The organism is Betaproteobacteria bacterium (assembly GCA_016713305.1).
GTDB lineage: Bacteria > Pseudomonadota > Gammaproteobacteria > Burkholderiales.
Map to the genome: position 1 here is coordinate 489,097 of JADJPK010000005.1, position 22,717 is coordinate 511,813.

The 22,717-nt window shown below is 62.1% G+C and carries 14 protein-coding genes and 3 pseudogenes; all 17 read left to right on the forward strand.

The window, feature by feature from the left end; genetic code table 11:
* The first annotated feature begins 49 nt into the window (after positions 1-49).
* The 17 genes and pseudogenes from IPK20_07165 (at position 50) to IPK20_07245 (ending at position 22,625) form a co-directional block, all read left to right on the forward strand.
* Positions 50-1,588 (forward strand): chain length-determining protein, encoded by a 1,539-nt coding sequence (locus tag IPK20_07165; protein MBK8016519.1) that lies wholly within the window; start codon positions 50-52, stop codon positions 1,586-1,588.
* A 159-nt stretch (positions 1,589-1,747) separates the two neighbouring features.
* Positions 1,748-2,689 (forward strand): tyrosine-protein kinase family protein, encoded by a 942-nt coding sequence (locus IPK20_07170; GenBank protein MBK8016520.1) that lies wholly within the window; start codon positions 1,748-1,750, stop codon positions 2,687-2,689.
* 3 nt (positions 2,690-2,692) lie between these two features.
* Positions 2,693-4,324, forward strand: coding sequence for a TIGR03016 family PEP-CTERM system-associated outer membrane protein (locus IPK20_07175; protein MBK8016521.1), 1,632 nt, complete (start codon positions 2,693-2,695; stop codon positions 4,322-4,324).
* 9 nt (positions 4,325-4,333) lie between these two features.
* Positions 4,334-5,406: pseudogene (locus IPK20_07180) on the forward strand (AAA family ATPase).
* Entirely contained in the window at positions 5,403-6,254 is an 852-nt protein-coding gene (locus IPK20_07185) for a DUF3473 domain-containing protein (GenBank protein MBK8016522.1), read from the forward strand. The pseudogene IPK20_07180 and the gene IPK20_07185 overlap by 4 nt, the downstream one beginning before the upstream one ends.
* 26 nt (positions 6,255-6,280) lie before the next feature.
* A pseudogene (locus tag IPK20_07190) lies at positions 6,281-7,319 on the forward strand (FemAB family PEP-CTERM system-associated protein).
* Positions 7,320-7,324: 5 nt separating this feature from the next.
* Complete coding sequence (locus IPK20_07195; protein MBK8016523.1) at positions 7,325-8,578, forward strand: TIGR03087 family PEP-CTERM/XrtA system glycosyltransferase; 1,254 nt, start codon at positions 7,325-7,327, stop codon at positions 8,576-8,578.
* Positions 8,562-10,118, forward strand: coding sequence for an EpsI family protein (gene epsI / locus IPK20_07200; GenBank protein ID MBK8016524.1), 1,557 nt, complete (start codon positions 8,562-8,564; stop codon positions 10,116-10,118). Before IPK20_07195 ends, epsI begins: the two co-directional genes overlap by 17 nt.
* Positions 10,119-10,347: 229 nt before the next feature.
* Positions 10,348-11,559, forward strand: a complete 1,212-nt coding sequence (locus tag IPK20_07205) for a glycosyltransferase, exosortase A system-associated (protein ID MBK8016525.1) — start codon at positions 10,348-10,350, stop codon at positions 11,557-11,559.
* A gap of 101 nt (positions 11,560-11,660) precedes the next feature.
* Positions 11,661-13,618: pseudogene (locus IPK20_07210) on the forward strand (amidotransferase 1, exosortase A system-associated).
* A 54-nt stretch (positions 13,619-13,672) separates the two neighbouring features.
* Positions 13,673-14,791: a glycosyltransferase family 4 protein gene (locus tag IPK20_07215; GenBank protein ID MBK8016526.1), complete on the forward strand. Its 1,119-nt coding sequence runs from the start codon at positions 13,673-13,675 to the stop codon at positions 14,789-14,791.
* The gene (locus tag IPK20_07220) at positions 14,788-16,137 is read left to right on the forward strand and encodes a phenylacetate--CoA ligase family protein (GenBank protein ID MBK8016527.1); all 1,350 of its coding nucleotides are present in this window, start codon (positions 14,788-14,790) and stop codon (positions 16,135-16,137) included. Before IPK20_07215 ends, IPK20_07220 begins: the two co-directional genes overlap by 4 nt.
* Positions 16,138-16,176: 39 nt before the next feature.
* A complete protein-coding gene (locus IPK20_07225; protein ID MBK8016528.1) occupies positions 16,177-17,460 on the forward strand; it encodes a putative O-glycosylation ligase, exosortase A system-associated in 1,284 nt (427 codons plus the stop codon).
* A gap of 7 nt (positions 17,461-17,467) precedes the next feature.
* A complete protein-coding gene (locus tag IPK20_07230) occupies positions 17,468-18,637 on the forward strand; it encodes a glycosyltransferase family 4 protein (protein MBK8016529.1) in 1,170 nt (389 codons plus the stop codon).
* Positions 18,638-18,700: 63 nt separating this feature from the next.
* The gene (locus tag IPK20_07235; GenBank protein MBK8016530.1) at positions 18,701-20,128 is read left to right on the forward strand and encodes a glycosyltransferase; all 1,428 of its coding nucleotides are present in this window, start codon (positions 18,701-18,703) and stop codon (positions 20,126-20,128) included.
* A gap of 18 nt (positions 20,129-20,146) precedes the next feature.
* Positions 20,147-20,989 carry an AAC(3) family N-acetyltransferase gene (locus IPK20_07240; protein MBK8016531.1) on the forward strand — a complete coding sequence of 281 codons (843 nt, stop codon included), beginning with the start codon at positions 20,147-20,149 and terminating at the stop codon, positions 20,987-20,989.
* Positions 20,990-21,017: 28 nt separating this feature from the next.
* A complete protein-coding gene (locus IPK20_07245; GenBank protein MBK8016532.1) occupies positions 21,018-22,625 on the forward strand; it encodes a hypothetical protein in 1,608 nt (535 codons plus the stop codon).
* Positions 22,626-22,717 lie beyond the last annotated feature (92 nt).

Here is a 22,717-nt window from a genome sequence, read left to right on the forward strand (position 1 = left end):
ATCGACCGTGAACGTGATTTTTCAGGAAGCCCTCGACTATCTTCGCGGGATGTGGCGGCGGCGTCTGATCGGACTGGCTGCGGCCTGGGTGGTGGCCATCGCGGGACTCGTGGCACTGGCCGTGGCGCCGGACAAGTATCAAGCCTCGGCTCGTGTATTCGTGGACACGCAGTCCGTGCTGAAGCCACTGATGTCCGGTCTCGCCGTACAGCCCAACGTGGAGCAGCAGGTGCGCATGCTGAGCAGAACCCTGCTCAGCCGGCCCAACGTCGACAAGCTGATCCGCATGGCGGATCTGGATCTGGACGTGAAGACACCCGAGCAGCGGGAGGCGCTGGTGGAACGCCTCATCAAGAATCTGAGCATTTCGGGCTCCCCTGGCGACAACCTATACACGATCAAGTACGTGGATCAGAACACCGCGCGTGCCAAGCGGGTCGTGGACGCGCTGCTGACGATCTTCGTGGAGTCGGGGCTGGGCGGGAATCGCCGCGACACGCAGAAAGCGCAGCAGTTCATCGAGCAGCAGATCCAGGAATACGAGCGCAAGCTGCAGGAGGCCGAGCGTCGCCTCAAGGATTTCAAGCTTCGCAACCTCGAACAGATGGGGGGAGGAAACGCGATCGAGACCATCGGCGGTCTCGAGGCGCAGCTCGCTACCACGAAGATCGACCTGCGGGCGGCAATGCAATCGAGAGACGCGCTCAAGAAGGAACTTGCCGGCGAAGAGCCTGTGCTCATGGGCGACCCGGATTTCGATACGAACGCAAAGTCCGGATCGACCATCTCCATCCCCGAAGTGGACGGACGTATTTCCTCGCTGAAGAGCAAGCTGGATGAGCTGCTGCGGAATTTCACGGAGCAGCATCCGGATGTCGTCAGCACCAAGCGGCTGCTGGCCGACCTTGAACGTGAACGCGAGCAGATCGTGGAAGAGCGGAAGAAATCTGCCCAGAGCGGCAAGAGGCCTGTCGCCAGGACTTTCAATCCCGACCGCAATCCGGTGTACCAGCAACTCAAGGTGTCTCTGGCGGATGCCGAGGCAAACGCTGCCGCATTGAGGGGCAAGGCGGATGAACTGCAGCGGCGCATCGAAGAAGTTCGTTCCCGTGCTCGCATGCGGCCCGAACTCGAGGAAGAACTCGTGCAGCTCAATCGGGACTACAACGTTCAGAAGAGCAACTACGACAATCTTCTGGGGCGGCGCGAATCGGCGATGATGACCGGTCAACTGGAACAGAGCGCTTCCGTCGCCGACTTCCGGATCATCGATCCCCCCCGCGTATCGAACAAGCCGGTCGCGCCCAATCGATTGCTTCTGCTTGGCGCGGTCGTGGGCGTTTCCCTCGGCGCAGGAGCCGTTGCCGCATTGGCGTACAGCCAGCTGTTCCCGGTATTCCATTCGCTGAAGGGCTTGAGGAAGGCGCTCCAGCGCCCCGTGCTCGGAGCGATATCCATGCAGGATGGCCCGTCCAGCCGCCGTCGCCGCCGCGTGTCCAATGTCGTCTTCTTCGGCGGATTGGCAGGACTGTTCGCGGCGTTTGGTTCGGCCCTGGTCTTCCTGATGTTCGTGGTCCGGGCAGTCTAGGAGATTCCGATGAGCCTCATCGAACAAGCCGCACGCCGGCTCGAACAGCTCCGCGAGGCTGGAAGCCAGGTGGCCGGAAGCCTCGCTTATCCTGCCGAAAAAGCCGAATCCGGTCCCGAGCACGCCGAAGACGACATCATCGAGCGAGCCGCGCGAAAGATGCGCGAGCTGCGCGAACGCGAACCCGCCGAATCACCCGTCGGCAATGCGAGGCCGAACATCCCGGCCGAGCCTGCGATTTCGATTCCGGCTGCAGTCACCCCGGCGGAACAAGCCATCCAGGTGCGCACCGTTGCACCGTCTTCCGAGACGCCGAGTTCGCCAGCGGTCAAGCGTGAAGCGACGGACGGAGCCGGCTCCGGAAAGAAATCGCGTGCTGTGGAGATCGACTTCGATCGGATCCGAGAGAAAGGACTTCTGACTCCGGATCAGGCTCAGTCGAGACTGGCGAACGAACTGCGAGTGATCAAGCGTCCGATCATCAACAATTGCGCCGCCAAGGGGGCCACGCCAGTCAAGTTCGCAAGACGCATCATGGTCACCAGCGCGCTGCCTGGCGAAGGAAAGAGTTTCATATCCATGAATCTCGCCTTGAGCATCGCCATGGAACGTGACAGCACGGTCTTGCTGGTCGAGGGAGATCCCACGCGTCCGGCACTCGCGGAAATGCTGGGCATTCCGCCGTCCCGGGGGCTGATGGACCTCCTGGTCGATCCGAAGCTCGATGTTTCGGATGTCATGATGCGGACGAACCTCGGGCGGCTTTCCTTCATACCCGCGGGCACCCGGCATGAACATGCGACGGAACTGCTCGCCAGTTCCGTGATGGAGAAGCTGGTCGAACAGCTCTACGAGCGCTATCCGGATCGCATCATTCTCTTCGACTCTCCGCCTTTGCTGGCCGCCCCGGAGCCGCGGGTGCTTGCCCAGCACATGGGGCAGGTCGTGTACGTCGTCGAAGCCGAGCAGACGGCACAGAGCACCGTATCGGAGGCTCTTGCGAGCATCGAGGCGTGCCCGGTCGTCATGGCTGTGCTGAACAAGTCGTCCTCGAGGGACGAAGGGTACTACTACTCCTATTACTACTCTTCGGCTGAGTGAATCGTGAAGCTCTTCCAGACCGGAGGGGTCGAGGCGGGGTGCGTACCGCGCGGGTCATGTGCCGGCGGTCAGGTTCCGTTTCCACAGACGCGCTGCGCGAAGGCAATCCAGATTCTGGCCCTCACCTCCGGCGCCGCTGCCCTTGCAGCTGCGGCCGCAACTGCGCACGGCGCCGAGTGGAAGCCCATCGCGCGCCTGAATCTGGGAGTGGTGATCACGGACAACGTTCGTCTCGGGGGCGTGGGCGGGGCCGGTGGCGGCGGGAGCGATGTGATCCTCACCACCTCTCCGACCATCGGGCTGAGAGGGCAAGGGCGGCGGCTGACACTCTCCGCACTGTACAGTCCTGTCGTGCGAGGGTTCATCAACGAGTCCGCTCCGGAAACACTTGTCAACAATCTCAATGCCACAGCGCGCCTGGAAGCCGTCGAGAACTTCATGTTCGTCGATGCTCGTGCGTCCATCGTGCAGACGGAGGTGTCACCGTTCGGCGGAAGCACCAATGACGCGGCGCTGATCAACGTCAACCGGGTCGAATCCAGAACGCTCGGATTGTCGCCCTACATTCAAGGACGTTTTCCCGGCGGCGGGCAGTACCAGGTTCGCCACAACTTTCAGTACTCGACTTTCTCCACAGGCGCATTCTCGGATTCGACGTCCAATACCACGACGGCGAGAGCCCAGACTGCTCCCGGAACGCTCGTGGTGCCCTCGGTGGAGTACTCCCACTCCACGCGCGATTTCGCCTCGACGCGTGTCGCCACCTCGGACATCGCGCGCCTGCGTGCGACATTCGGCCTGAGCCCGGTCTTCTCGCCCTACGTCCACGCGGGATACGAAGACAACGAATATCGACTGTCCAAGATTTCGGGTCCGGTTTACGGCGGGGGTTTCTCGTGGAGACCCACCGAACGCACACGTGTCTCGGCCAACATCGAGAAGCGGTTCTTCGGCACCAGCTATCAGATCGATGCCAATCATCGCTGGAGTCGGGCAAGTTTCGGTCTTCGCGCATCCAAGGCGGAACAGATTCTTCCTGGGCTCGGAGGGAGCAACCTGGCGGTCAGCACCCGGGACCTCCTGGATCAGACGCTCCTGGCCTCCATTCCGGATGCGGTTGCCCGGGAGGCCGAGGTTGATCGGCTCATGCTCCAGGGAGGACTGCCCGAGAACACCAGTCTCTCCTCGGGGTTGCTGACGACGCGGATCACGCTGGTGGAGACCATCAATCCCAATCTTGTGCTGACGGGCAGGCGAGACACCCTCTCCATCGGATACACATGGTCGCGGCTGGAGTCGCTGAGCGACGCCGTGGCGACCGGCATTACCGATCCCTTCACCAACGCCGGGGTGATATTCCGGCGCGGATTCAGCATCAGTGAGAGTCACAAGCTGACGCAGCAGATCACCGTGGTCGGTGCATATTCGCACACGATCACGACTTCGCCACCGACCACGGGGCAACAGGCGGGCGTGGAGGCCTCTCAGGATTCCTATCGCCTGACCACGAGCTATGCATTGACGCCCCGCACCCGGTTGTCCGGCGGAATCCGATATCAGCGTTTCACGTCCAACCAGGCCAACGACTTCCAGGAGAAGGCGGTGCTGGCGGATTTGACGCACACGTTCTACTGAGGATCCTTCATGTACGAGTCGTTCTATCGGCTATCCGGAAAGCCGTTCCAGTTGAGCCCGGACCCGGACTTCTACTATGAGAGCAGGGTCCACAAGCGTGCCTATGCCTATCTCGAGTACGGGCTCTATCAGGGTGAGGGTTTCATCGTCATCACAGAGGCAAGACCACGGTGGTTCGCAACCTTCTCGCGCATCTCGATCAGACCAAGGTCGCCGCGGCTCACCTCGTGAGTACCATGCTCGACGCCGACGATCTGGTGCGATCGGTGTGCGCCGCGTTCGGACTCCCGACCAAGGGAACCGACAAGGGATCTCTGCTGGCCGACCTCGAGGAGTATCTCAAGTCGATCGCGTCGAAGGGGAAACGCGCGTTGCTCATCGTGGACGAGGCACAGAACCTTTCGCCCCGGGCCATCGAAGAACTGCGAATGCTTTCGAACTTCCAGGTGGGCGATCGCGCACTGTTGCAGAGCTTTCTCGTCGGGCAGCCGGAACTGCGTCGCATCATGCAGCACCACACGATGCAGCAGTTGCGTCAGAGAGTCATTGCGTCCTATCACCTGGGCCCTCTCGACCGGGACGAGACGGAGCGATACATCGAGCATCGCCTGAAGCATGTCGGGTGGAAGGGCGACCCGAAAGTCGAGGGTGATGCCTACGAGGCGATCTACGCTTTCACCTCCGGTATTCCCCGCCGTATCAACCTCGTGTGCAACCGGCTGATGCTCGCCGGCTTCCTTCGCGATGCGCACAGTCTGACGGCCGCCGACGTGGAGGTGGTTGCCCAGGAACTCAGGAGGAATTGGGCGCCGTCATGCAGACCAGCGAAGGTTCCGGACCCGCGGCGGACAGCGTCGACAACCGTCTGGACGAACCTGGCGGCCATATCGGCGCAAGCGAAGGTATCGGCTCGGTCGAGAACGCCCTGGATGAACTGGGCGATCCCAGCCTGCACGGCCGGGTCGCGCGTCTGGAAAGGACCCTTTCCTCACTTCTGCAGATGCTTCGCAAGATGGTGCACGTCATCGAACCGATCGCCAAGCAGGGTCCCCAGGTACGGCACTGAGGAGCGCTTCGCATGACCAGATCGACCACGGCGTTGCGGCCCAACGCTCTCAGCATCGATGTCGAGGACTACTTCCAGGTGTCCGCACTCGCTCCCTACATACCCAGATCCTCATGGGACAGCATTCCGTGCCGGGTCGAGAGAAACCTGGACATCATCCTGGGACTTCTCGAACAGAGCGGAAACAAGGCAACGTTCTTCACCCTGGGATGGATTGCTGAAAGACATCCTCAAGCCATCAGAAAGATCGTCCGGGCCGGGCATGAACTGGCAAGCCATGGGTTCGGGCATGAACGGGCTAGCGATCTGGACAGGGAACGCTTCTCCGCGGACATTCGCAAGGCGAAGGCCATTCTCGAGGATCTCTCGGGCAACGAGATCAAGGGCTACCGCGCACCCAGCTTCTCCATCGGACTGAACAATCAGTGGGCATTCGATTGCATTGCCGAGGCGGGGTACCGGTACAGTTCCAGCATCTATCCCATTCGCCATGATCACTACGGCATTCCGGACGCGCCGCGTTTCACGTACGAGGTACGGCCGGGGCTGATGGAGATTCCGGTGACGACGTCGAGAGTCCTCAGCACCAATCTGCCGGCTGGCGGCGGGGGTTATTTCCGCTTTCTCCCCTATGGCTTGTCCCGTTGGTTGATACGGCGGGTCAATCGCCTGGACAGGCAGCCGGCGATCTTCTACATGCACCCGTGGGAGGTGGATCCCGATCAGCCCCGGGTCCACGGCGTGAATGCGAAGACTCGTTTCCGCCACTACGTGAACTTGCGTCGAACAGTGCCCAGACTCAGACAACTGCTGGCGGATTTCCGCTGGGATCGCGTTGACCACGTTTTTCTCCCGCAGACATGATGCACTACGAAGCCGAGACGCGCGAGATGCGAGACATCGCAACAGTGCGTGAACTGGGGGCGGCCGACCGGCAGGCCTGGGATTCCTTCGTCCTGTCGATGACGAATGGCACCTTCTTTCACCTGTCGTCGTGGAAGGGCATCATCGAATCCGTGTTCGGGCACAGGACACGTTACCTTCTGGCGGAGCGGGACGGCCCGGATTGTCGGAGTGCTGCCGCTGGCGGAGGTTCGCAGCCGGATCTTCGGACACTCGGTGAGTTCGCTGCCCTTCTGCGTCTATGGTGGGGCCGTCGCGGCAGACGAAGGGGCGCAGCGCTCTCTGCACGAAGCAGGCGTCGCATTCGCAAGGGAGGTGGGAGCTTCCTACCTCGAATTGCGCAATACCGGTGTCAGGGAGCGCAGCTGGCCGGTACAGGATCTCTACGTGACTTTCCGGAAGGAACTGCTGCCGGATGTCGAGGCCAACATGCTCGCCATTCCGCGCAAGCAAAGGGCCATGGTCCGGAAAGGAATCAAGGCGGAGCTTCGCAGCGAGATCGACGAGTCGGTCGACCGGTTCTTCGAACTGTACGCGGACAATGTGCATCGCCACGGAACACCGCCCTTTCCCAAGCGCTACTTCCAGGAGTTGAAGCGGGTTTTTGGCGATGCATGCGAATGCCTCATCGTGGTGGACAAGAACGGGACGCCCGTTTCAGGGGTGATGTCCTTCTACTTCAAGGATGAGGTGTTGCCTTACTACGCGGGCGATCTGACGGCGGCGCGGGATCTCGCCGCAAACGACTTCAAGTACTGGGAACTCATGCGGCGCGCCTGCGAGCGAGGTTGCCGGATCTTCGACTATGGCCGCAGCAAGAAGGGCACGGGCTCCTACGACTTCAAGAAGAACTGGGGATTCGAACCGGCGTCACTCAGCTATGAGTACTGCCTTCTGACGGTGGATCGCATCCCGGAGAACAACCCGAGGAATCCGAAGTACCGGCTTTTCATCGAGGCATGGCGACGGCTGCCCCGGCCCGTCGTGAACTTCCTGGGGCCTCGCATCGTTCGAAATCTCGGCTGACGTCGATGGAAGAACTGCTCTTCCTGTCTCACCGGATTCCCTATCCGCCGAACAAAGGAGACAAGGTCCGGTCGTTCAACATCCTGAAGAACCTGGCCAGACGCTATCGCATTCATCTCGGTGCGTTTGTCGATCAGCCGGAAGACTGGGCGCGCGCGGAAGAACTCAAGCAGTGGTGCGAGACCGTCTTTCTCCTGCCTCTGCGTCCGCGGAAAGACAGGGTCCTTTCCTTGAGAGGGCTGATGACCGGCGAGGCGTTGACGCTGCCCTACTACCGCTCCCGGAGAATGAGCGACTGGGTGGAAGAAATGAAGAAGGGGGGGAACGTCCGCCGCTGCTTCGTCTTCTCGTCCTCCATGGCGCAGTACGTTGAGAATGCTGCGGGCATGCGCAGAGTCATCGATTTCTGCGACGTCGATTCCGCGAAATGGATGGAATACGCCGAGCGCCGGGGCGGTATCACGTCCTGGATCTATCGGCGGGAAGGCGAGAAGCTGCTGCAGTATGAAACGCGAATCACCATGCGGTGCGAGGTCGTGACGCTGGTCGCCGACCACGAACGCAAAGTGTTCGAAAGTCTCTCGCCCGCGGTGACCGGCAGGGTCAAGGTGGTGAACAACGGTGTGGATCGCGGGTTCTTCTGCCCCGATTCTTCCCTGGCCGATCCCTTCGCGGGCGTGGAAGCCATCGTCTTCACAGGTGCGATGGACTATTGGCCGAACATCGATGCCGTTTCCTGGTTCGCGCGTGACGTATGGCCTCTGGTGAGAAGCCGTCACCCCGCCCTTCGGTTCTACGTCGTGGGGATGAATCCGTCGCCAACTGTCAAGGCTCTCCAGGAAATCGACGGCGTCGTCGTGACGGGAAGCGTTCCGGACGTCCGGCCATACTTGCAGCATGCACGGCTCGTCGTGGCGCCACTGAGAGTGGCCCGCGGCATCCAGAACAAGATTCTCGAAGCCATGGCCATGGACAAGCAGGTCGTCGCGCACGCGCAGTGCGCCGCGCCCCTGGTCGACGCAAGTCGGTATGGACTTCGCCAAGCCGATACGGCGCACGAATTCGCAGAGGCTGTCCTGGAAGGCCTGGACAAGGTGGCGCGCAATGATCTTGGTACTCCGCGCGACTATGTCTCCCGGTTCTACGACTGGGTCACGAATGTGGAAGGCGTCGAGGCAATGCTCGAAGGAGCGCCCAACGACCAGGGCGACAGCACAAGGCAAGGTCTTGCGGATGTGTTCGTTGGCGCCCGGAACTAGCGCGGGCGGTGTCGTTGCCTCCGGTGTCCGATCGCCGGCGCGAATTGCCGCGATCGCGGCGGCAGCGGGGATCTTCGGCTTGTACGGTCCCACATCGCTGGAGATCGTGTCGCTCTGGGAAGAATCCGCGAGTTCTTCCCACGGTCCCTTCGCCGTCCTGGTCTGCCTTTGGCTCCTCTGGCGGAACCGTGACCGCATCGCATCGGAAGCTGCGCGTCCCACACCCAAGGGTCTTTTTCTGATATTCGCCGCAGGCCTTGCCTGGCTTGCGGGAAATTTCGCCGGCGCGTCCGTGGTGTCCCAGTTCGCGTTGGTCGGGATGGTTTACGGAGCGCTGTGGTCCGTGCTGGGCGATCGGGTGTTTCGTTCCATGATGGGGCCGCTGTCGTTTCTTCTTTTCGCGATCCCTCTCGGACCGTCGATGGTGCCGATCCTCATGGAGTGGACGGCCAGTTCCGTCGTCGCCGGACTGCGGCTCTCCGGCATACCCGTGTGGCAGGAAGGCACGAACTTCGTCATACCCACCGGACAGTGGTCGGTGATCGAGTGGTGCAGCGGCGTTCGTTATCTGTCGGTGTCGACCTTCGCGGGTTCGGTATTCGCCTATCTCACGTTCACGTCGTGGCAGAAGCGCGTGGTCTTCGTTGCCATATCGGTCGTGCTGCCCATCGTCGCCAACTGGGTCAGGGCTTACACGATCGTGGTGGTTGCCCACCTCTCCGGCAACAAGTACGGCGTGGTGGTCGGACACCTGACGCTGGGTTGGATCATCTTCGGTATCGCGGTCTTCGCAATCTTCAGTGTGGGGGCGCGGTGGAGAGACCCTTCTCCACAGCATGTCGCGACCGAGGGAACAAGGCCGGACGCGGTCAGTACCTCGCGCGTGGCGGTAGCGCTGCTACTGGTGCTTGTCTGCGTGGTGCCTTGGAGGCTCGTCTCGATGAACGAGTCGGACGGCAACGACGGGCGGGCGTTCCCCACCAAGGCCGAATTGGAATCCTTCCTGACCGGGTGCTCCCTCGTTGCCGGCAAGCTGCCCATCGCTCCCAAGTACGCCAATGCGGTGATACGGATCGAGGGTGAGTACGATTGTGACGGCACCCGAGTCGGGGTCCTGATCGCGTGGTACAGGAATCAGGTCAAGGGCAAGGAACTGAACGCCTACGAGAACCGCTTGCTGGTGTCCGATCGGTGGTGGACGAAGCCTCCCGCCAGGGCCGAGCAACTCCTTGACGGCGGTGTCGCGCGCACCGTGCTCGAGCAGGAGTTCCAACTGGGCGAGCGGAGAGTGGTGACAAGGCGCCTCTACTGGGTGGCGGGCTGGACGACCACTCATGACATAGTGGCAAAGCTTCTGCTTGGTTTGGCGCGCGTCATGGGTCGAGGGGACGATTCGGCGATCATTCTGTGGACCCAGACCTTCGAGCGCTCGACCGACGCCAAGCTGGCCGATAGTCTCGCGACATTCGCCCAACTTCGCCTGCAAGCGCTTTTCGGGACACTCGAGGGATTCCAGTCGGGGCACGGTGCGCCTCGCTAGCACGTTCGGCGGACCAGCTCCGGGCCTGCGTCTGCGTTTGCGATGGTGACCGTGTGTCTGGCATTGCCCTTGCCTATGCGGTTGTCGATATGCCTCCGTCTTTGCCGACCTCCGTGCACACTTGCCTTCCCACCCTTGAAGTGGCCCGGTCCGGCATGGCCGCCAATGATTCATGCTTTGTCCCGGCCCGCCCCGGCATCCGCGAATAGCCTCGTCAGAATCCGGACCGATGCGCATACTTCACGTACTCGACCACTCGATTCCCTCCCATAGCGGTTATGCGTTCAGGACTCTTTCCATTCTCAAGGAGCAGCGCAAGCGCGGGTGGGAGACCTTTCACGTCACGAGCCCGAAACATCCCGGCGCCTCGGTGGACGAGGAGGACATCGACGGTTGGCACTTCTTCCGGACTCGCGGCGCCTCCGGATCTGTCGACTCGCTGCCTGGATTGCGCGAATTCGCCCTGATGCGGCAGTTGACCGGCCGCGTCCATGACGTGGCAATGCGCGTCAAACCGGATGTGATTCATGCCCATTCTCCCGTCCTGAATGCCATACCGGCGTTGCGTGTCGCTCGCCGTCTCGGCATACCGGTCGTCTACGAGGTGCGCGCTTTCTGGGAAGACGCTGCGGTAGACCACGGCACCGCCAGGGAGGGGGGTCTCAGATATCGGCTCACGCGCGCCCTTGAAACGTACGCGCTCAGGCGCGTCGACCGGATCACGACCATCTGCGAGGGGCTGCGGGGCGACATCGTTGCCCGTGGCATAGCCGCCGCCAAGGTGACTGTGATACCCAACGCAGTCGATGTCGACAAGTTCCAGTTCGATCATCCCGGAGACGAAGGGTTGCGCAGCAGGCTCGGATTGCAGGGATGCACCGTCCTCGGTTTCCTCGGATCCTTCTACGCTTACGAGGGATTGGCGTTGCTCCTCGATGCGATGCCCATGATATTGAGCAAGCAGCCGAAGGCGCGGGTCCTGCTCGTCGGTGGCGGTCCGCAGGAGATGGAGCTGAAGGCCAAGGCCAGTCAGCTGGGCATCGAGAACGCGGTGATCTTCCTGGGCAGAGTTCCGCATGCCGAGATCGGGCTCTACTACGATCTCGTCGACGTGCTCGTCTATCCCCGCTACCCCATGCGTCTCACCGAGCTTGTCACTCCGCTGAAGCCATTGGAGGCAATGGCCCAGGGCCGTCTTCTCATCGCCTCCGATGTCGGTGGTCACCGGGAACTCATTCGGGATGGCGAGACAGGGATTCTCTTCAAGGCGGGCGTTGCATCGGCGCTCGCCGGCGCAGTGGAAAAGCTGCTCAGCGACCCGGCCGGGTGGCCGCTCCTGAGGCGCAAGGCCAGGACCTTCGTGGAGAAGGAGCGTACGTGGCAAAACAGTGTGAGCCGCTACGAAGACGTCTACGGGCCGCTCGTGGCCGTCGACAGATGATTCCGGAGGCGCGGCCGTGTTGTTGAACAAGGGGCCGACAGGTCACCGTCAAAAACGCAGCGAATGCGCGGCCTCCGGCCGTTCAATGGAGTAGGTTCGACATGTGCGGTCTCGTTGGAGTCTTCGATTCAATCTCCCGTCGTGACGTGGGCCGGGAAATCCTGCACCGTATGAACGAGAGCCAGCTCCATCGTGGGCCCGACGGTGGCGGCCTTCATCTCGAGCCGGGCGTAGGTCTTGGACACAGGCGTCTCGCCATCATCGATGTCGCTGCGGGTCATCAGCCCCTGTTCAACGAGGACGGCTCCGTGGCCGTCGTCTTCAACGGCGAGATCTACAATTACCAGGAACTGATTCCCGAGTTGGCGGGGCGCGGACATGTATTCAAGACGCGCAGTGACACCGAAGTGATCGTGCACGCGTGGGAAGAATGGGGTTCGGCCTGTGTGGAGCGGTTCCGGGGCATGTTCGCCTTCGCGCTTTGGGACCGATCCAGCGAAACGCTTTTCCTTGCCCGGGATCGCCTCGGAGTGAAACCGCTGTTCTACAGCCTTCTGCCGGACGGCATGCTGCTGTTCGGATCCGAACTCAAGGCGCTCATCGCTCACGGTGCCTTGGCGACGGCGCTCGATCCCCACGCGATCGAGGAGTACTTCGCGCTCGGCTACGTGCCGGAACCGAGAACGATCTTCGTCGGCACCCACAAGCTTCCTCCGGGACATACGCTGACCATCCGGAGGGGCAAGCCGTTGCCTCCGCCCGCCTGCTACTGGGACGTGGAGTTCACGCTCGATTCCACGATCAGCGATGACGAGGCGCAGGAAGAACTCGTCAGGAGACTGCGGGAGTCCGTGAGACTTCGCATGATCTCGGAGGTGCCGCTGGGCGCATTCCTCTCCGGTGGTGTCGACTCCAGTGCCGTAGTCGCTTCCATGGCCACGCAATCGGCGTCACCCGTCAAGACGTGCTCGATCTCGTTCGCCGATCCGGCATTCGACGAGTCCGCATATGCGCGAGAGGTGGCAGCAAGGTACAACACCGATCACTTCGTCGAACAGGTGGACAGCGACGACTACTCGCTCATCGACGAACTGGTCGGCCTGTACGACGAGCCGTATGCGGACAGTTCCGCCATTCCGACGTATCGCGTTTGTCAGCTGGCGCGGACCCGGGTCACGGTGGCACTGTCCGGAGACGGCGGGGACGAGAGTTTCGGCGGCTACAGGCGGTATCGAATGCACATGAACGAGGACCGTATCCGTTCCATGTTGCCCCTGACCGTACGCCGCCCGCTGTTCGGTGCCCTTGGTTCGGCGTACCCCAAGCTCGACTGGGCTCCGCGCGTTCTACGCGCGAAGAGCACGTTCGAATCTCTGGCCCGGGACTCCGTCCAAGGGTACTTTCACAGCGTTTCGATCTTTCGCGATCCTATGCGCCGGCGCCTCTTCTCGGATGCATTCCGGCGGCAGACAGGAAGCTACAACGCGGTGGAAGTGTTTCGCGGACATGCGGCGCGCTACAAGTCCGAGGATGTGCTCGGCCTCGTTCAGTATCTCGACCTCAAGACCTATCTCGTCGGGGACATCAACACGAAGGTCGACCGTGCGAGCATGGCGCACTCGCTGGAGGTCAGGGAGCCGCTGATGGATCACCCTCTCGTCGAGTGGCTTGCAGCACTCCTTCGTCCCTCAAGGTGCGTGACGGCGAAGGCAAGTGGCTCCTCAAGAAAGCCATGGAGCCGCATCTTCCGCATGACGTGCTGTACCGTCGGAAGATGGGGTTCGCGGTGCCGTTGGCCCGATGGTTCCGCGGTCCGCTGCGTTCGACCGTGCGCACCCGTCTTCTCGAAGGGGAACTGCTGAAGACCGGCTATTTCAACCGCAGCTATCTGACCGAACTCGTCGACGACCACCAGTCGGGACGGCGCGACTACAGTGCGCCCCTGTGGACGCTGCTGATGTTCGAAGGCTTCCTGCGCAAGCTCGAGAGCCGTTGTGGCAGCGGCGCCGTCGCGGGCATTTCCCAGCAGGCCTTCCCTGCATTGGCCAGATCGGCTTGAGCATGCCGGCTTTCGTCTGCAGATACAGCGTGACCGGATCCTTGACGGCCTGAAATGACACGACGGGTCATACTCGTAGGTCCGCTCCCGCCCCCCGCGGGAGGCATGGCGAATCAGACGGAACAGCTCGCCCGGCTGCTTCGCGGCGAGGCAATGGACGTCGTCATCGTCCGCACGAATGAGCCGTACAGGCCCGCGTGGGTCGCCCGGATCAAGGTCCTGCGGGCCGTTTGGCGCCTCGCCTCGTACGTCCGCGCATTGTCAGCGGCCATCCGTGCCGGCGATGTCGTGCACGTCATGGCGAACTCCGGATGGTCATGGCACCTCTTCGCGGCTCCGGCCATCTGGGTCTCCCGGGCGCGCGGTGCACGTGTGCTCGTCAACTACCGTGGCGGCGAAGCCGAGCATTTCCTCGGTCGGTCCTCCCGCCTGGTTCGTCTATCGATGCGCAGGGCACAGTTTCTCGCTGTCCCTTCGCGCTTTCTGCAGACGGTGTTTGCAAAGTTCGGAATGAACGCGAGCATCGTTCCCAACGTCGTGGACCTGACACGGTTCCGTCCTCCGGTGGCAAGGGATGCGGGTGGTGCGCCGCACCTCGTGGTGACCCGTAACCTTGAGGCGATCTACGATGTTGGAACGTCGGTGCGAGCCTTCGCCCGGATCAGGAGCCGCTTTCCAGACGCTCGCCTCACGGTGGCGGGCACAGGGCCGGAACGTGACACGCTTTCGAATCTCTGCCGAACCTTGCATGTCGAGGATGCCGTGACGTTCACGGGGCGCCTGACGCCGGACGACATGTCGGCACTGCTGAGATCGGCCGATGTCATGCTCAATTCCAGCATTGCCGACAACACGCCCAATGCGATCCTGGAGGCGTTGGCGTCGGCAGTTCCGGTAGTGAGCACCGACGCTGGAGGTATTCCTTACCTGGTCGAGCATGGGGTGAACGCGATGCTGGTTCCTGTCAGGTCTGATGAGGCGCTCGCGAACGCCGCAATCGAAATCCTGATGGATCCCGGGCTGCGGGCGACTCTGATTTCGAACGGTCTGCGCGAGGCGAGCCGATTCACGTGGGAGAACGTACGCGAGTCCCTTCTGTCCGCCTACGATGCCTGCTCCGTGCACGGAAGCCCCTCTGTCTGCTGGCCCGTCACAGGGAGCGATCGCTCATGAGTCTTGCCACGCGCATCATCGCGGATGTGGTCTTTCCCGCGCAGGAGATGATGAAAGGGCACAGCACGGTAGCCGTCCGAAAGGTTCTGGATCGGTCGCAGTGGTGGCGTGCGGAGCAGCTGGATGAGTTCAGAGGGGAGCGTCTGCACTCGATGATTTCGCACGCCGAGCAGCATGTACCCTACTACCGCGGCCTGCTCGCGGATCTCCGTCTTACAGCCGCAGACTTCAGGCGGCCTTCCGACGTTGCGAAGCTGCCGTTCCTCACCAAGGCACTCATCCGGGAACGCAGCGAGCAAATGAAGTCCGACGTCGCCGGAAAGCTTGCACGCTCGAATACGGGAGGGTCCAGCGGTGAACCCCTGATCTTCTATCTCGGATCGGAGCGCGTGAGTCACGACGTCGCGGCAAAGTGGCGGGCTACGCGTTGGTGGGGCGTCGACATCGGCGATCCGGAGATCGTCGTCTGGGGCTCGCCAATCGAACTCGGCGCGCAGGACAGGGTTCGGGCGCTACGGGACTTTGTCTTCCGCACCGAACTCCTTCCTGCCTTCGAGATGTCCGAGCAGAAGCTTGACGGCTTCGTGGCCCGCATCCGGGACCGGCGACCTCGCATGCTGTTCGGCTATCCGTCCTCCATCTCTCTGATTGCCCAGCATGCCGCAAGTCGAGGGGTGAAGTTGGACGACCTCGGTGTCAAGGTCGTGTTCGTCACTTCGGAACGGCTGTATGACGAGCAGAGGAAGGTCATTTCCGGCGCGTTTGGCTGTCCTGTCGCCAATGGATACGGCGGCAGGGACGCGGGGTTTCTCGCCCACGAATGTCCGCATGGTGGAATGCACGTGACGGCAGAAGACGTCATCATCGAGATCGTTTCGCCTGGCGGTGAACCGCTACCGCCCGGGCACTCGGGCGAGATCGTGGTCACGCACCTTGCTTCACGCGATTTTCCCTTCATCCGGTATCGGACAGGGGACGTCGGCGTGATGGACGACAGGGCCTGCGAATGTGGCAGGGGCCTCCCGCTGCTGAGAAGTGTCGAAGGACGGACGACGGACTTCGTCGTGGCGTCGGACGGCACGATCATGCACGGCCTGGCGCTCATCTACGTGATTCGGGATCTCCCGGGAATCGCCGCATTCAAGATCGTGCAGGAATCGCTCGAGTTCACGCGCGTGCTGGTTGTCCCGGGACCGGACTTCGAGGATCGGTGCCTGCAGACCATCGAGGACGGGTTACGGCGGCGGCTGGGGCAGGGAGTGAAGATCGAGGTTCAGCGGATCGACCGCATACCGGCCGAGAAGTCGGGGAAGTTCCGCTATGTCGTGAGCCATGTCGCACGATGATGCGACCCCGGAAAACATAGTCTCGGGGCGGCCTCGTCAATGAGAGACATACTCGTCGTCATTCTGGTCGGTGCGATCGCCCTCTCCGCACTTCGCCGGCCCTGGATCGGGATCATCGGCTGGACATGGGTGGGTCTCATGAACCCGCACAAGCAGGCATGGGGCTTCGCCGCCAGCCTCCCCGTGGCGGCGATCGTCGGCGGCGCCACCCTTGCTGGTTTCATTGCCACGAAGGACAAGCGGGGAGGGCTCCTCATACCATCCTCTTCGATGTTGATCGTGTTCATCCTGTGGATGGTCATCGTCTGGCCGTTTTCCTTCTATCGCGATGCCGCGTGGCCGATGCTTTCGCAGATCCTGAAGATCCAGTTGATGATCTTCGTTGCGATGGCGCTGATCTACGAGAGAAAGCAGATCGAACTACTCGTGCTCACCATCGTCGCATCACTGGGTTATTACGGCATCAAGGGCGGTCTGTTCACGATCATGACGGGTGGAGGCCATCGCGTGTGGGGGCCGTCGGGGACATTCATCGAAGGGAACAACGAGCTTGCCCTGGCCCTCATCACCGTCATTCCCCTCATGCGCTACCTGCAGTTGCAGACGAAGATCGTCTGGAAGCGCCATGCGTGGAGCGGAGCCATGTTCCTGATGGCGGCCTCCGCGGTCGGAAGCCATTCGCGAGGCGCACTCCTGGCCATCGGCGCCATGACAGGTCTGCTGATCGTGCGTAGCCGTAACCGATTCGGTCTGTTGGTCCTCGCAGGTGTCGCGGCATTCTTCCTCGTCAGCTTCATGCCTGCCGAATGGATGTCGCGCATGAATACCATTCAGACGTACGAGGAAGACACGTCCGCCATGAGCCGCCTGGATGCATGGACGATGGCGTTCAATGTTGCCCGGAACAACGTCTTTGGCGGCGGCTTCGAAATGTGGTCGCCGGCGACCTATGCCGAGTACTACCCCATGGCGCGGCTGGTCGTCGTCGCCCATAGCATCTACTTCCAGGTCCTGGGGGAATTGGGTTTCATCGGCCTGTTCCTTTACCTGACCATGTGGGGCCTCCTCTGGTTGGATCTCGGCAGCGTCAGACGGAGCGTGAAAGGCGACCCGGAAAAGCAATGGATGGCCGATCTTGCCGCCTTGTGTCAGGTAAGCCTGATCGGCTATCTCATCGGGGGAACATTCCTGAGCCTTGCCTACTTCGATCTGCCCTACAACCTGATCGTCATTTGTGTGTGCCTGAGAAGGCTGGCGATCAAGGCCGCGCCGGCCGAAGAGACGATCGTGATTCCGAAGTGGTTCAACCGGATTCTTCAGTGAAGCAAGCATGAAGGAATCCAATTGCCTCATCGTTGCGAGCATCTTTGCTCCGATACGCGGCGGTTCTGCCACGGTCTACGAAAATATCGCGAGACTTTCGGGAGATGGCCGCGCAGCCGTGCTTGCCACCTGGCGACACTACGGTACGGGAATGGAGATCGATGGATGGCGGGAACACGACGCCCGGTGCGGATATCCCGTATCGCGACTCGAACTGCTCCGGCCCCGCATGCTTCCTCCTCCTCGAAACAAGCTGGTTTCCGCCTGGCGGCAGCTTGCCACCGATATCCCGCTCAAGCTGAAGGTGGCCGCCAGTGCGTTGAAACTGGTGAGAGAACACCGGATCGGTGTCGTGTGCATCGGCGAACTCGTGTCGGGTGCCTGGATCGGTGAGTTCCTCAGGAGGGTGACTGGATCGAAGCTCGTCTTCTATGTGCATGGCGAAGAAATCACCACCCGCTATGCGACCGGATCGTTCGGAGCCAGACGCTTGAAGACGTTGCGAGGCGCCGATGCCATCGTCGCGGTCAGCCGATTCACGGCCGATACGCTCGAGAAGGACTTCGGTGTCCGGCGCGACCGGATCTTCCTGATTCCGAATGGCGTCGACACGGAGCGGTTCACCAGCGGTTCCGACGATGGGGTCCTTCGCAACCGCTACAACCTCGGCAGCGGGCCCATCATTCTTTGCGTCGGACGACTGGTGCCGCGCAAGGGTTTCGATCAGACCATACGCGCCATGCCCGCCGTTCTTCAACGTGTTCCGGACGCGCGACTGGTGATCGTGGGGGAAGGTGACCAGATGGAAGAACTGAAAGGCATTGCCGCGTCGCAAGGCATTGCCGACAAGGTCTGCTTCACCGGCCCTGTCAGCCAGGAAGATCTGGTTCGGGCCTATCGTGCCTCGGCGCTCTTCGCGATGCCCAACAGGACCATGCCCGATGGCGATACGGAGGGATTCGGACTGGTCTTTCTTGAGGCGAATGCATGTGGACGTACCGTGGTCGGCGGCCGCGCGGGGGGGTGCGGTCGACGCGATCGTCGACCGGAAGACGGGACTGCTCGTGAATGGAGAGGACGTCCAGGATATCGCAAACGCCTTCATCTCCATTCTCACCGACGACGCATTCAGATCGTCGCTGGAGAAGGGCGGGCTGGAACACGCAAGGGCCAATGACTGGCGGGCGAGAGCCAGGATCTTTCGCGGCATGTGCGAGCGGCTGGTGGGCGGAGGCGCGCCATGACGGAAGGCCGCAAGACGCTGCTTGTGGTCGCCGGGGAGTTTCCGCCGCTCAAGACGATCGGCCGGATCCGCACCGTGAAGTTCGTGGAGCACCTGCGGGCGCACGGCTGGGACTCGGTGGTCCTCACTCTGGATCCATCAGGCCGAGAACCGAACTACGATCCGAGGTTGAACGGCGAAATCCCGGAAGGCGTGACCCTCGAACGCGCTCCGTTCGTGGACGTGGAGGTACAGATCGCGGATGCGGTCAAGCGCATGCTCGGGCGAGGGCCGGTACAGCAAGCGACCTCCAACCTGATGACCGGAGCGCCGCCGTCGGAGAGTGTGGCGGCCACGGTGGCTTCTCCTCCGAAGTCTCCGGGCGGTCTGATCCATCGCGCTCACGCGTTCACCCGAACCCTTCTCAAGAATTTCGTCTACATTCCGGACGACTATCGCCCCTGGGCGAATCAAGCCCTGGAACGGGCGCGAGCGATCTGCCGGCGACAGAAGATCGATGCGATCTATACGACGCTGCCACCTTTTTCCAGCATCTTCGTCGGACATCAGCTTCGATTCGAAACGGGAATCCCCTGGCTTGTCGACTATCGGGACCTTTGGTACGGCGATGTCCTCAGGGAATGGCTGCCTGCCTGGCGAACGAAGCTCGAATTCCGTATGGAAAGCAGGCTCCTGGAACGCGCCGACGTTGTCATCACCGTATCGGAGCCGAAGACGGCCTACATGCAGAAGCTGCATCCCCGCATCCGGGCGCGGTGGGAGACGCTGACGAACGGTTATGACGTCGAACTCTACGGCGGAAGGCAGCGGACCCGGCCCTTCGATGATGCGAAGATCGAGTTCGTCTATACCGGGCGGCTGTTCAAGAACCGCCGCGGCTATGCCTTCGCAGAGGCGCTCGGCCGGCTCAAGCGTACGGATCCCTCGCTGGCCGCCCGCGTCAAGGTGCGCATCCTGGGAGGCGTTGAGCCTTCCATCCGCGCCCGCTACGACGAGATCCTGGCCCGCGACGGTACTGCCGATCTCTACGAGTTCGCAGGTGACGTGGACTACGAGTCAGCCATGAGTGCACAGGTCAATTGCGACTTTCTGCTGCTCATCGTCGACACCGGAGAGACCTCGGACGGAGTGATACCGGGGAAGCTCTTCGAGTATGTGGCGGCGAGACGACCCATCTTCGCCCTGTGCGATCCAGGCGCGACGCAGCAGATCATCGAGCGCGCAGGTCTCGGGCACGCCGTTCATGCCGAGTCCGTCGACGAATGCGAAGTGCTCCTGCGGGACTGGCTCTCGAAGCCGGTGCCGCGAGTCGCAAAGGCAGACGATGACTACCTGGCCCAGTTCGACCGGAAGGTGATTACGGGGCGGTTTGCCCGGCTCCTCGACGAGACCGTGGCATCCGCAGGTCGTGGACAAGCACTATGAATCGCCGACAGGTAGCGAATGGCCTCCGCCGGTAAGCTGAAGACCTCCATCAAGGACCTGCTGGCTCGAACGGTATGGTCCTATGACGGGGAGGCTCTCGCGCGCACGCTTGCACGAATGGGAGTCGTGCCGGGAGACACGCTCATGGTGCATTCGTCCTGGCTCGCCCACAACGGATTCCGCGGCAAGGCCTCCGATGCCGTGGTTTCGCTGAAACGCGTCGTCGGCCCGTCCGGCCTTCTTGTCATGCCTTCCCTGCCGTACCACAACATGAGCACGGCGGAGTATCTGGCCAAGGCACGGCCCATGAACGTCCGCAAGACGCCCTCGATGATGGGCATGCTGTCGGAAGCATTCCGCCGCAGCGATGGCGTGCGCCGGAGTCTCTCACCGACTCATCCGCTCGTCGCCTGGGGAGCCGATCGGGACGCTTTCCTCGAGCATCACGAACGTACGGACGAACCCTTCGGCCGCCTGTCTCCCTTCGCCCGCCTTGTGGATCGGAATGCCTGGATCCTGGGTGTCGACACTCCTTTCTCCAGCTTTACCTTCACTCACTACGTCGAAGCCGCGACCGCGAACGCGCTTCCCTTCGCGTTCTACGATCCCGAGCCGCTCTCCGCGGTAACGATCGGATATGAGGGCGAGAGGATCGACTGCGCGGTCAAGGTGATCAGTGCCCGGGCAAATCGAGCCCGGCGCGAAGAGAGGTTGATCTCCGAGCTGGAAGCCGCCGGCGCACTCGTGCGTCAGCGCGTGGGCAACACCGGCTTGATCCTTGTCCGGGCCCGAAGCGTTCTCGACGCGGCAGAACGCCTGGTAGCTCGCGGTACCCATTTCTTCGAGATTCGCGACATGTAGCACGTCGCCGGGGGGCGCCTGACTCGTGATGCCATCCGCACCAGAAATCGCGTCGAACCAGAGGCAGCGCAGCCACGACGTGTTCGTGGCTCTCGCACTCGTACCCGTCCTTTCCGTCATCCTCGTTTGCGCCGCTGGCGGGATCGTCATAGGTGAGTCGAACCACGTCGGCCTGCTTCCCGTCGTCAGGCGAATGGTGGATCCCGGCTACCTGCCAAACGACTTCGGAATCTCGCTCCGCTGGTACCACCATTTTCCCTTCGCGGTGATGCTTGGCTGGATGTCGGCGCTGCTTGGCGAGAACACCGCGGTGGTGATCATGTCCTTCGCTGGGCGAGTCGTCTTTCTCGGGGGCTTGTTTTCATTCTGCCGGGTGCTCGGGATGCGGCCTTGGGCGTTCGCCGGGTGCGCCGTGGGTCTGGGCCTGACGCTTCTGCACGCAGGTGAGGGATTGGAGATCAACACGCTCCTGGGCAACGGAGTCATTCAGCCGCCCATCTTCGCCCACGGTGCGGTGCTGGGGGCGCTGGCGGCCATCGCGACGGGGCGACCCCTCGCGGCCGCCGCATCCCTTGGGCTAGCGACGCTTTGCCATTTGCAGATCGGTATCCTTGCGACAGCTTTCCTGGCTCCCGCATTCGTCTACCGGATCAGTGGCGACAAGCCGCTTCTCAGTCGAGGCGCTGTCGTGAAGTCGCTCCTCTTGTGGGCCATTCCGGCGTCTCCGTGTGTCGCGATCGCGGCCGTGGCACTGCATCAGGGAGGGCAGCATGCCGCGTGGAACGTGGACTACTTGAGCCTGCGCATGCCACATCATATGGAGCTCGCCTCCATGGGCGCTCTGATCTGGTATCTGTTCCACCTGAGCTTCGTCGCGCTTGCGGCATTCTGGTTCGACCGCCGGTGCGAAAGGGCCCGGTCGGTATGGAGGCTCTCACTCTATTTCGCGCTCGCCATCTCCCTTGCCAGCTCGCTTCACTTTCTGGACTACTACTGGGTACGCTGGGGCGGGATCGCAAAGCTCCAGTTCTTGCGATTGACACCGTTCGTGACCGGATTCGGTTTGGTGGCCCTGCTTGCTGTCACCATCGATGGTTATCGGTCTCGGAGGTTGCCTGGGTCCAAGGTTGCACTACTGGGAATGGGATGGGCAGCGCTCGGGCTGTTTCATTCTCTTCCCGGGACCCTGCACTCCGTACAACGACACTGGGCATGGGCGGTCACGACGCCATGGGATGACCCCGATGACTGGACCGACATGTGCGGATGGATCGCGCGATTCGGTCCGGCTGAGGCAACGTACCTGACCCCTCCTGGAAAGGAGGGGTTCACGTATCTTTCGAATCGCTCGACCGTGGTCGAATTCAAGACGAACCCGGACGGGGGTCGCCTATTGACAGAGTGGACCGCGCGGCTCGCAGATCTGTCCGGCGGCGCGTTACCCAAAGGACGGGGGTTCGAAATGGAAACGCTTCTGAACGAACGCTTCGCCTCGTTGGACGCCGCGGAACGACGGCGCATCGGTCAGAAGTATGGAGCCACATATGCCGTGTTGCCATCTGCCGCGGAGGATGACGGTGGCGTCCTCTACCGGAACAGGTCGTTCAAACTCGTCATCCTTGGGACTGCGCCCTGATTCGTCGCAGGCAGGCCCTCGCTGGGTGCGACTTGTGCTTCCAGCCGGCAGACGAGTCCCGGAGTCCGGACCCACCCGTTCCGGGCCGCGTC

Bases quoted from the DNA above. Each gene is read 5' to 3' on its own strand.
- IPK20_07220 (MBK8016527.1), top strand. From the start codon at position 14,788: ATGAGTCTTGCCACGCGCATCATCGCGGATGTGGTCTTTCCCGCGCAG.
- IPK20_07185 (MBK8016522.1), top strand. From the start codon at position 5,403: ATGACCAGATCGACCACGGCGTTGCGGCCCAACGCTCTCAGCATCGAT.
- IPK20_07195 (MBK8016523.1), top strand. From the start codon at position 7,325: ATGGAAGAACTGCTCTTCCTGTCTCACCGGATTCCCTATCCGCCGAAC.
- IPK20_07245 (MBK8016532.1), top strand. From the start codon at position 21,018: ATGCCATCCGCACCAGAAATCGCGTCGAACCAGAGGCAGCGCAGCCAC.
- IPK20_07165 (MBK8016519.1), top strand. From the start codon at position 50: ATGTGGCGGCGGCGTCTGATCGGACTGGCTGCGGCCTGGGTGGTGGCC.
- IPK20_07215 (MBK8016526.1), top strand. From the start codon at position 13,673: ATGACACGACGGGTCATACTCGTAGGTCCGCTCCCGCCCCCCGCGGGA.
- IPK20_07170 (MBK8016520.1), top strand. From the start codon at position 1,748: ATGCGCGAGCTGCGCGAACGCGAACCCGCCGAATCACCCGTCGGCAAT.
- IPK20_07225 (MBK8016528.1), top strand. From the start codon at position 16,177: ATGAGAGACATACTCGTCGTCATTCTGGTCGGTGCGATCGCCCTCTCC.
- IPK20_07205 (MBK8016525.1), top strand. From the start codon at position 10,348: ATGCGCATACTTCACGTACTCGACCACTCGATTCCCTCCCATAGCGGT.
- IPK20_07240 (MBK8016531.1), top strand. From the start codon at position 20,147: ATGGCCTCCGCCGGTAAGCTGAAGACCTCCATCAAGGACCTGCTGGCT.
- IPK20_07230 (MBK8016529.1), top strand. From the start codon at position 17,468: ATGAAGGAATCCAATTGCCTCATCGTTGCGAGCATCTTTGCTCCGATA.
- IPK20_07235 (MBK8016530.1), top strand. From the start codon at position 18,701: ATGACGGAAGGCCGCAAGACGCTGCTTGTGGTCGCCGGGGAGTTTCCG.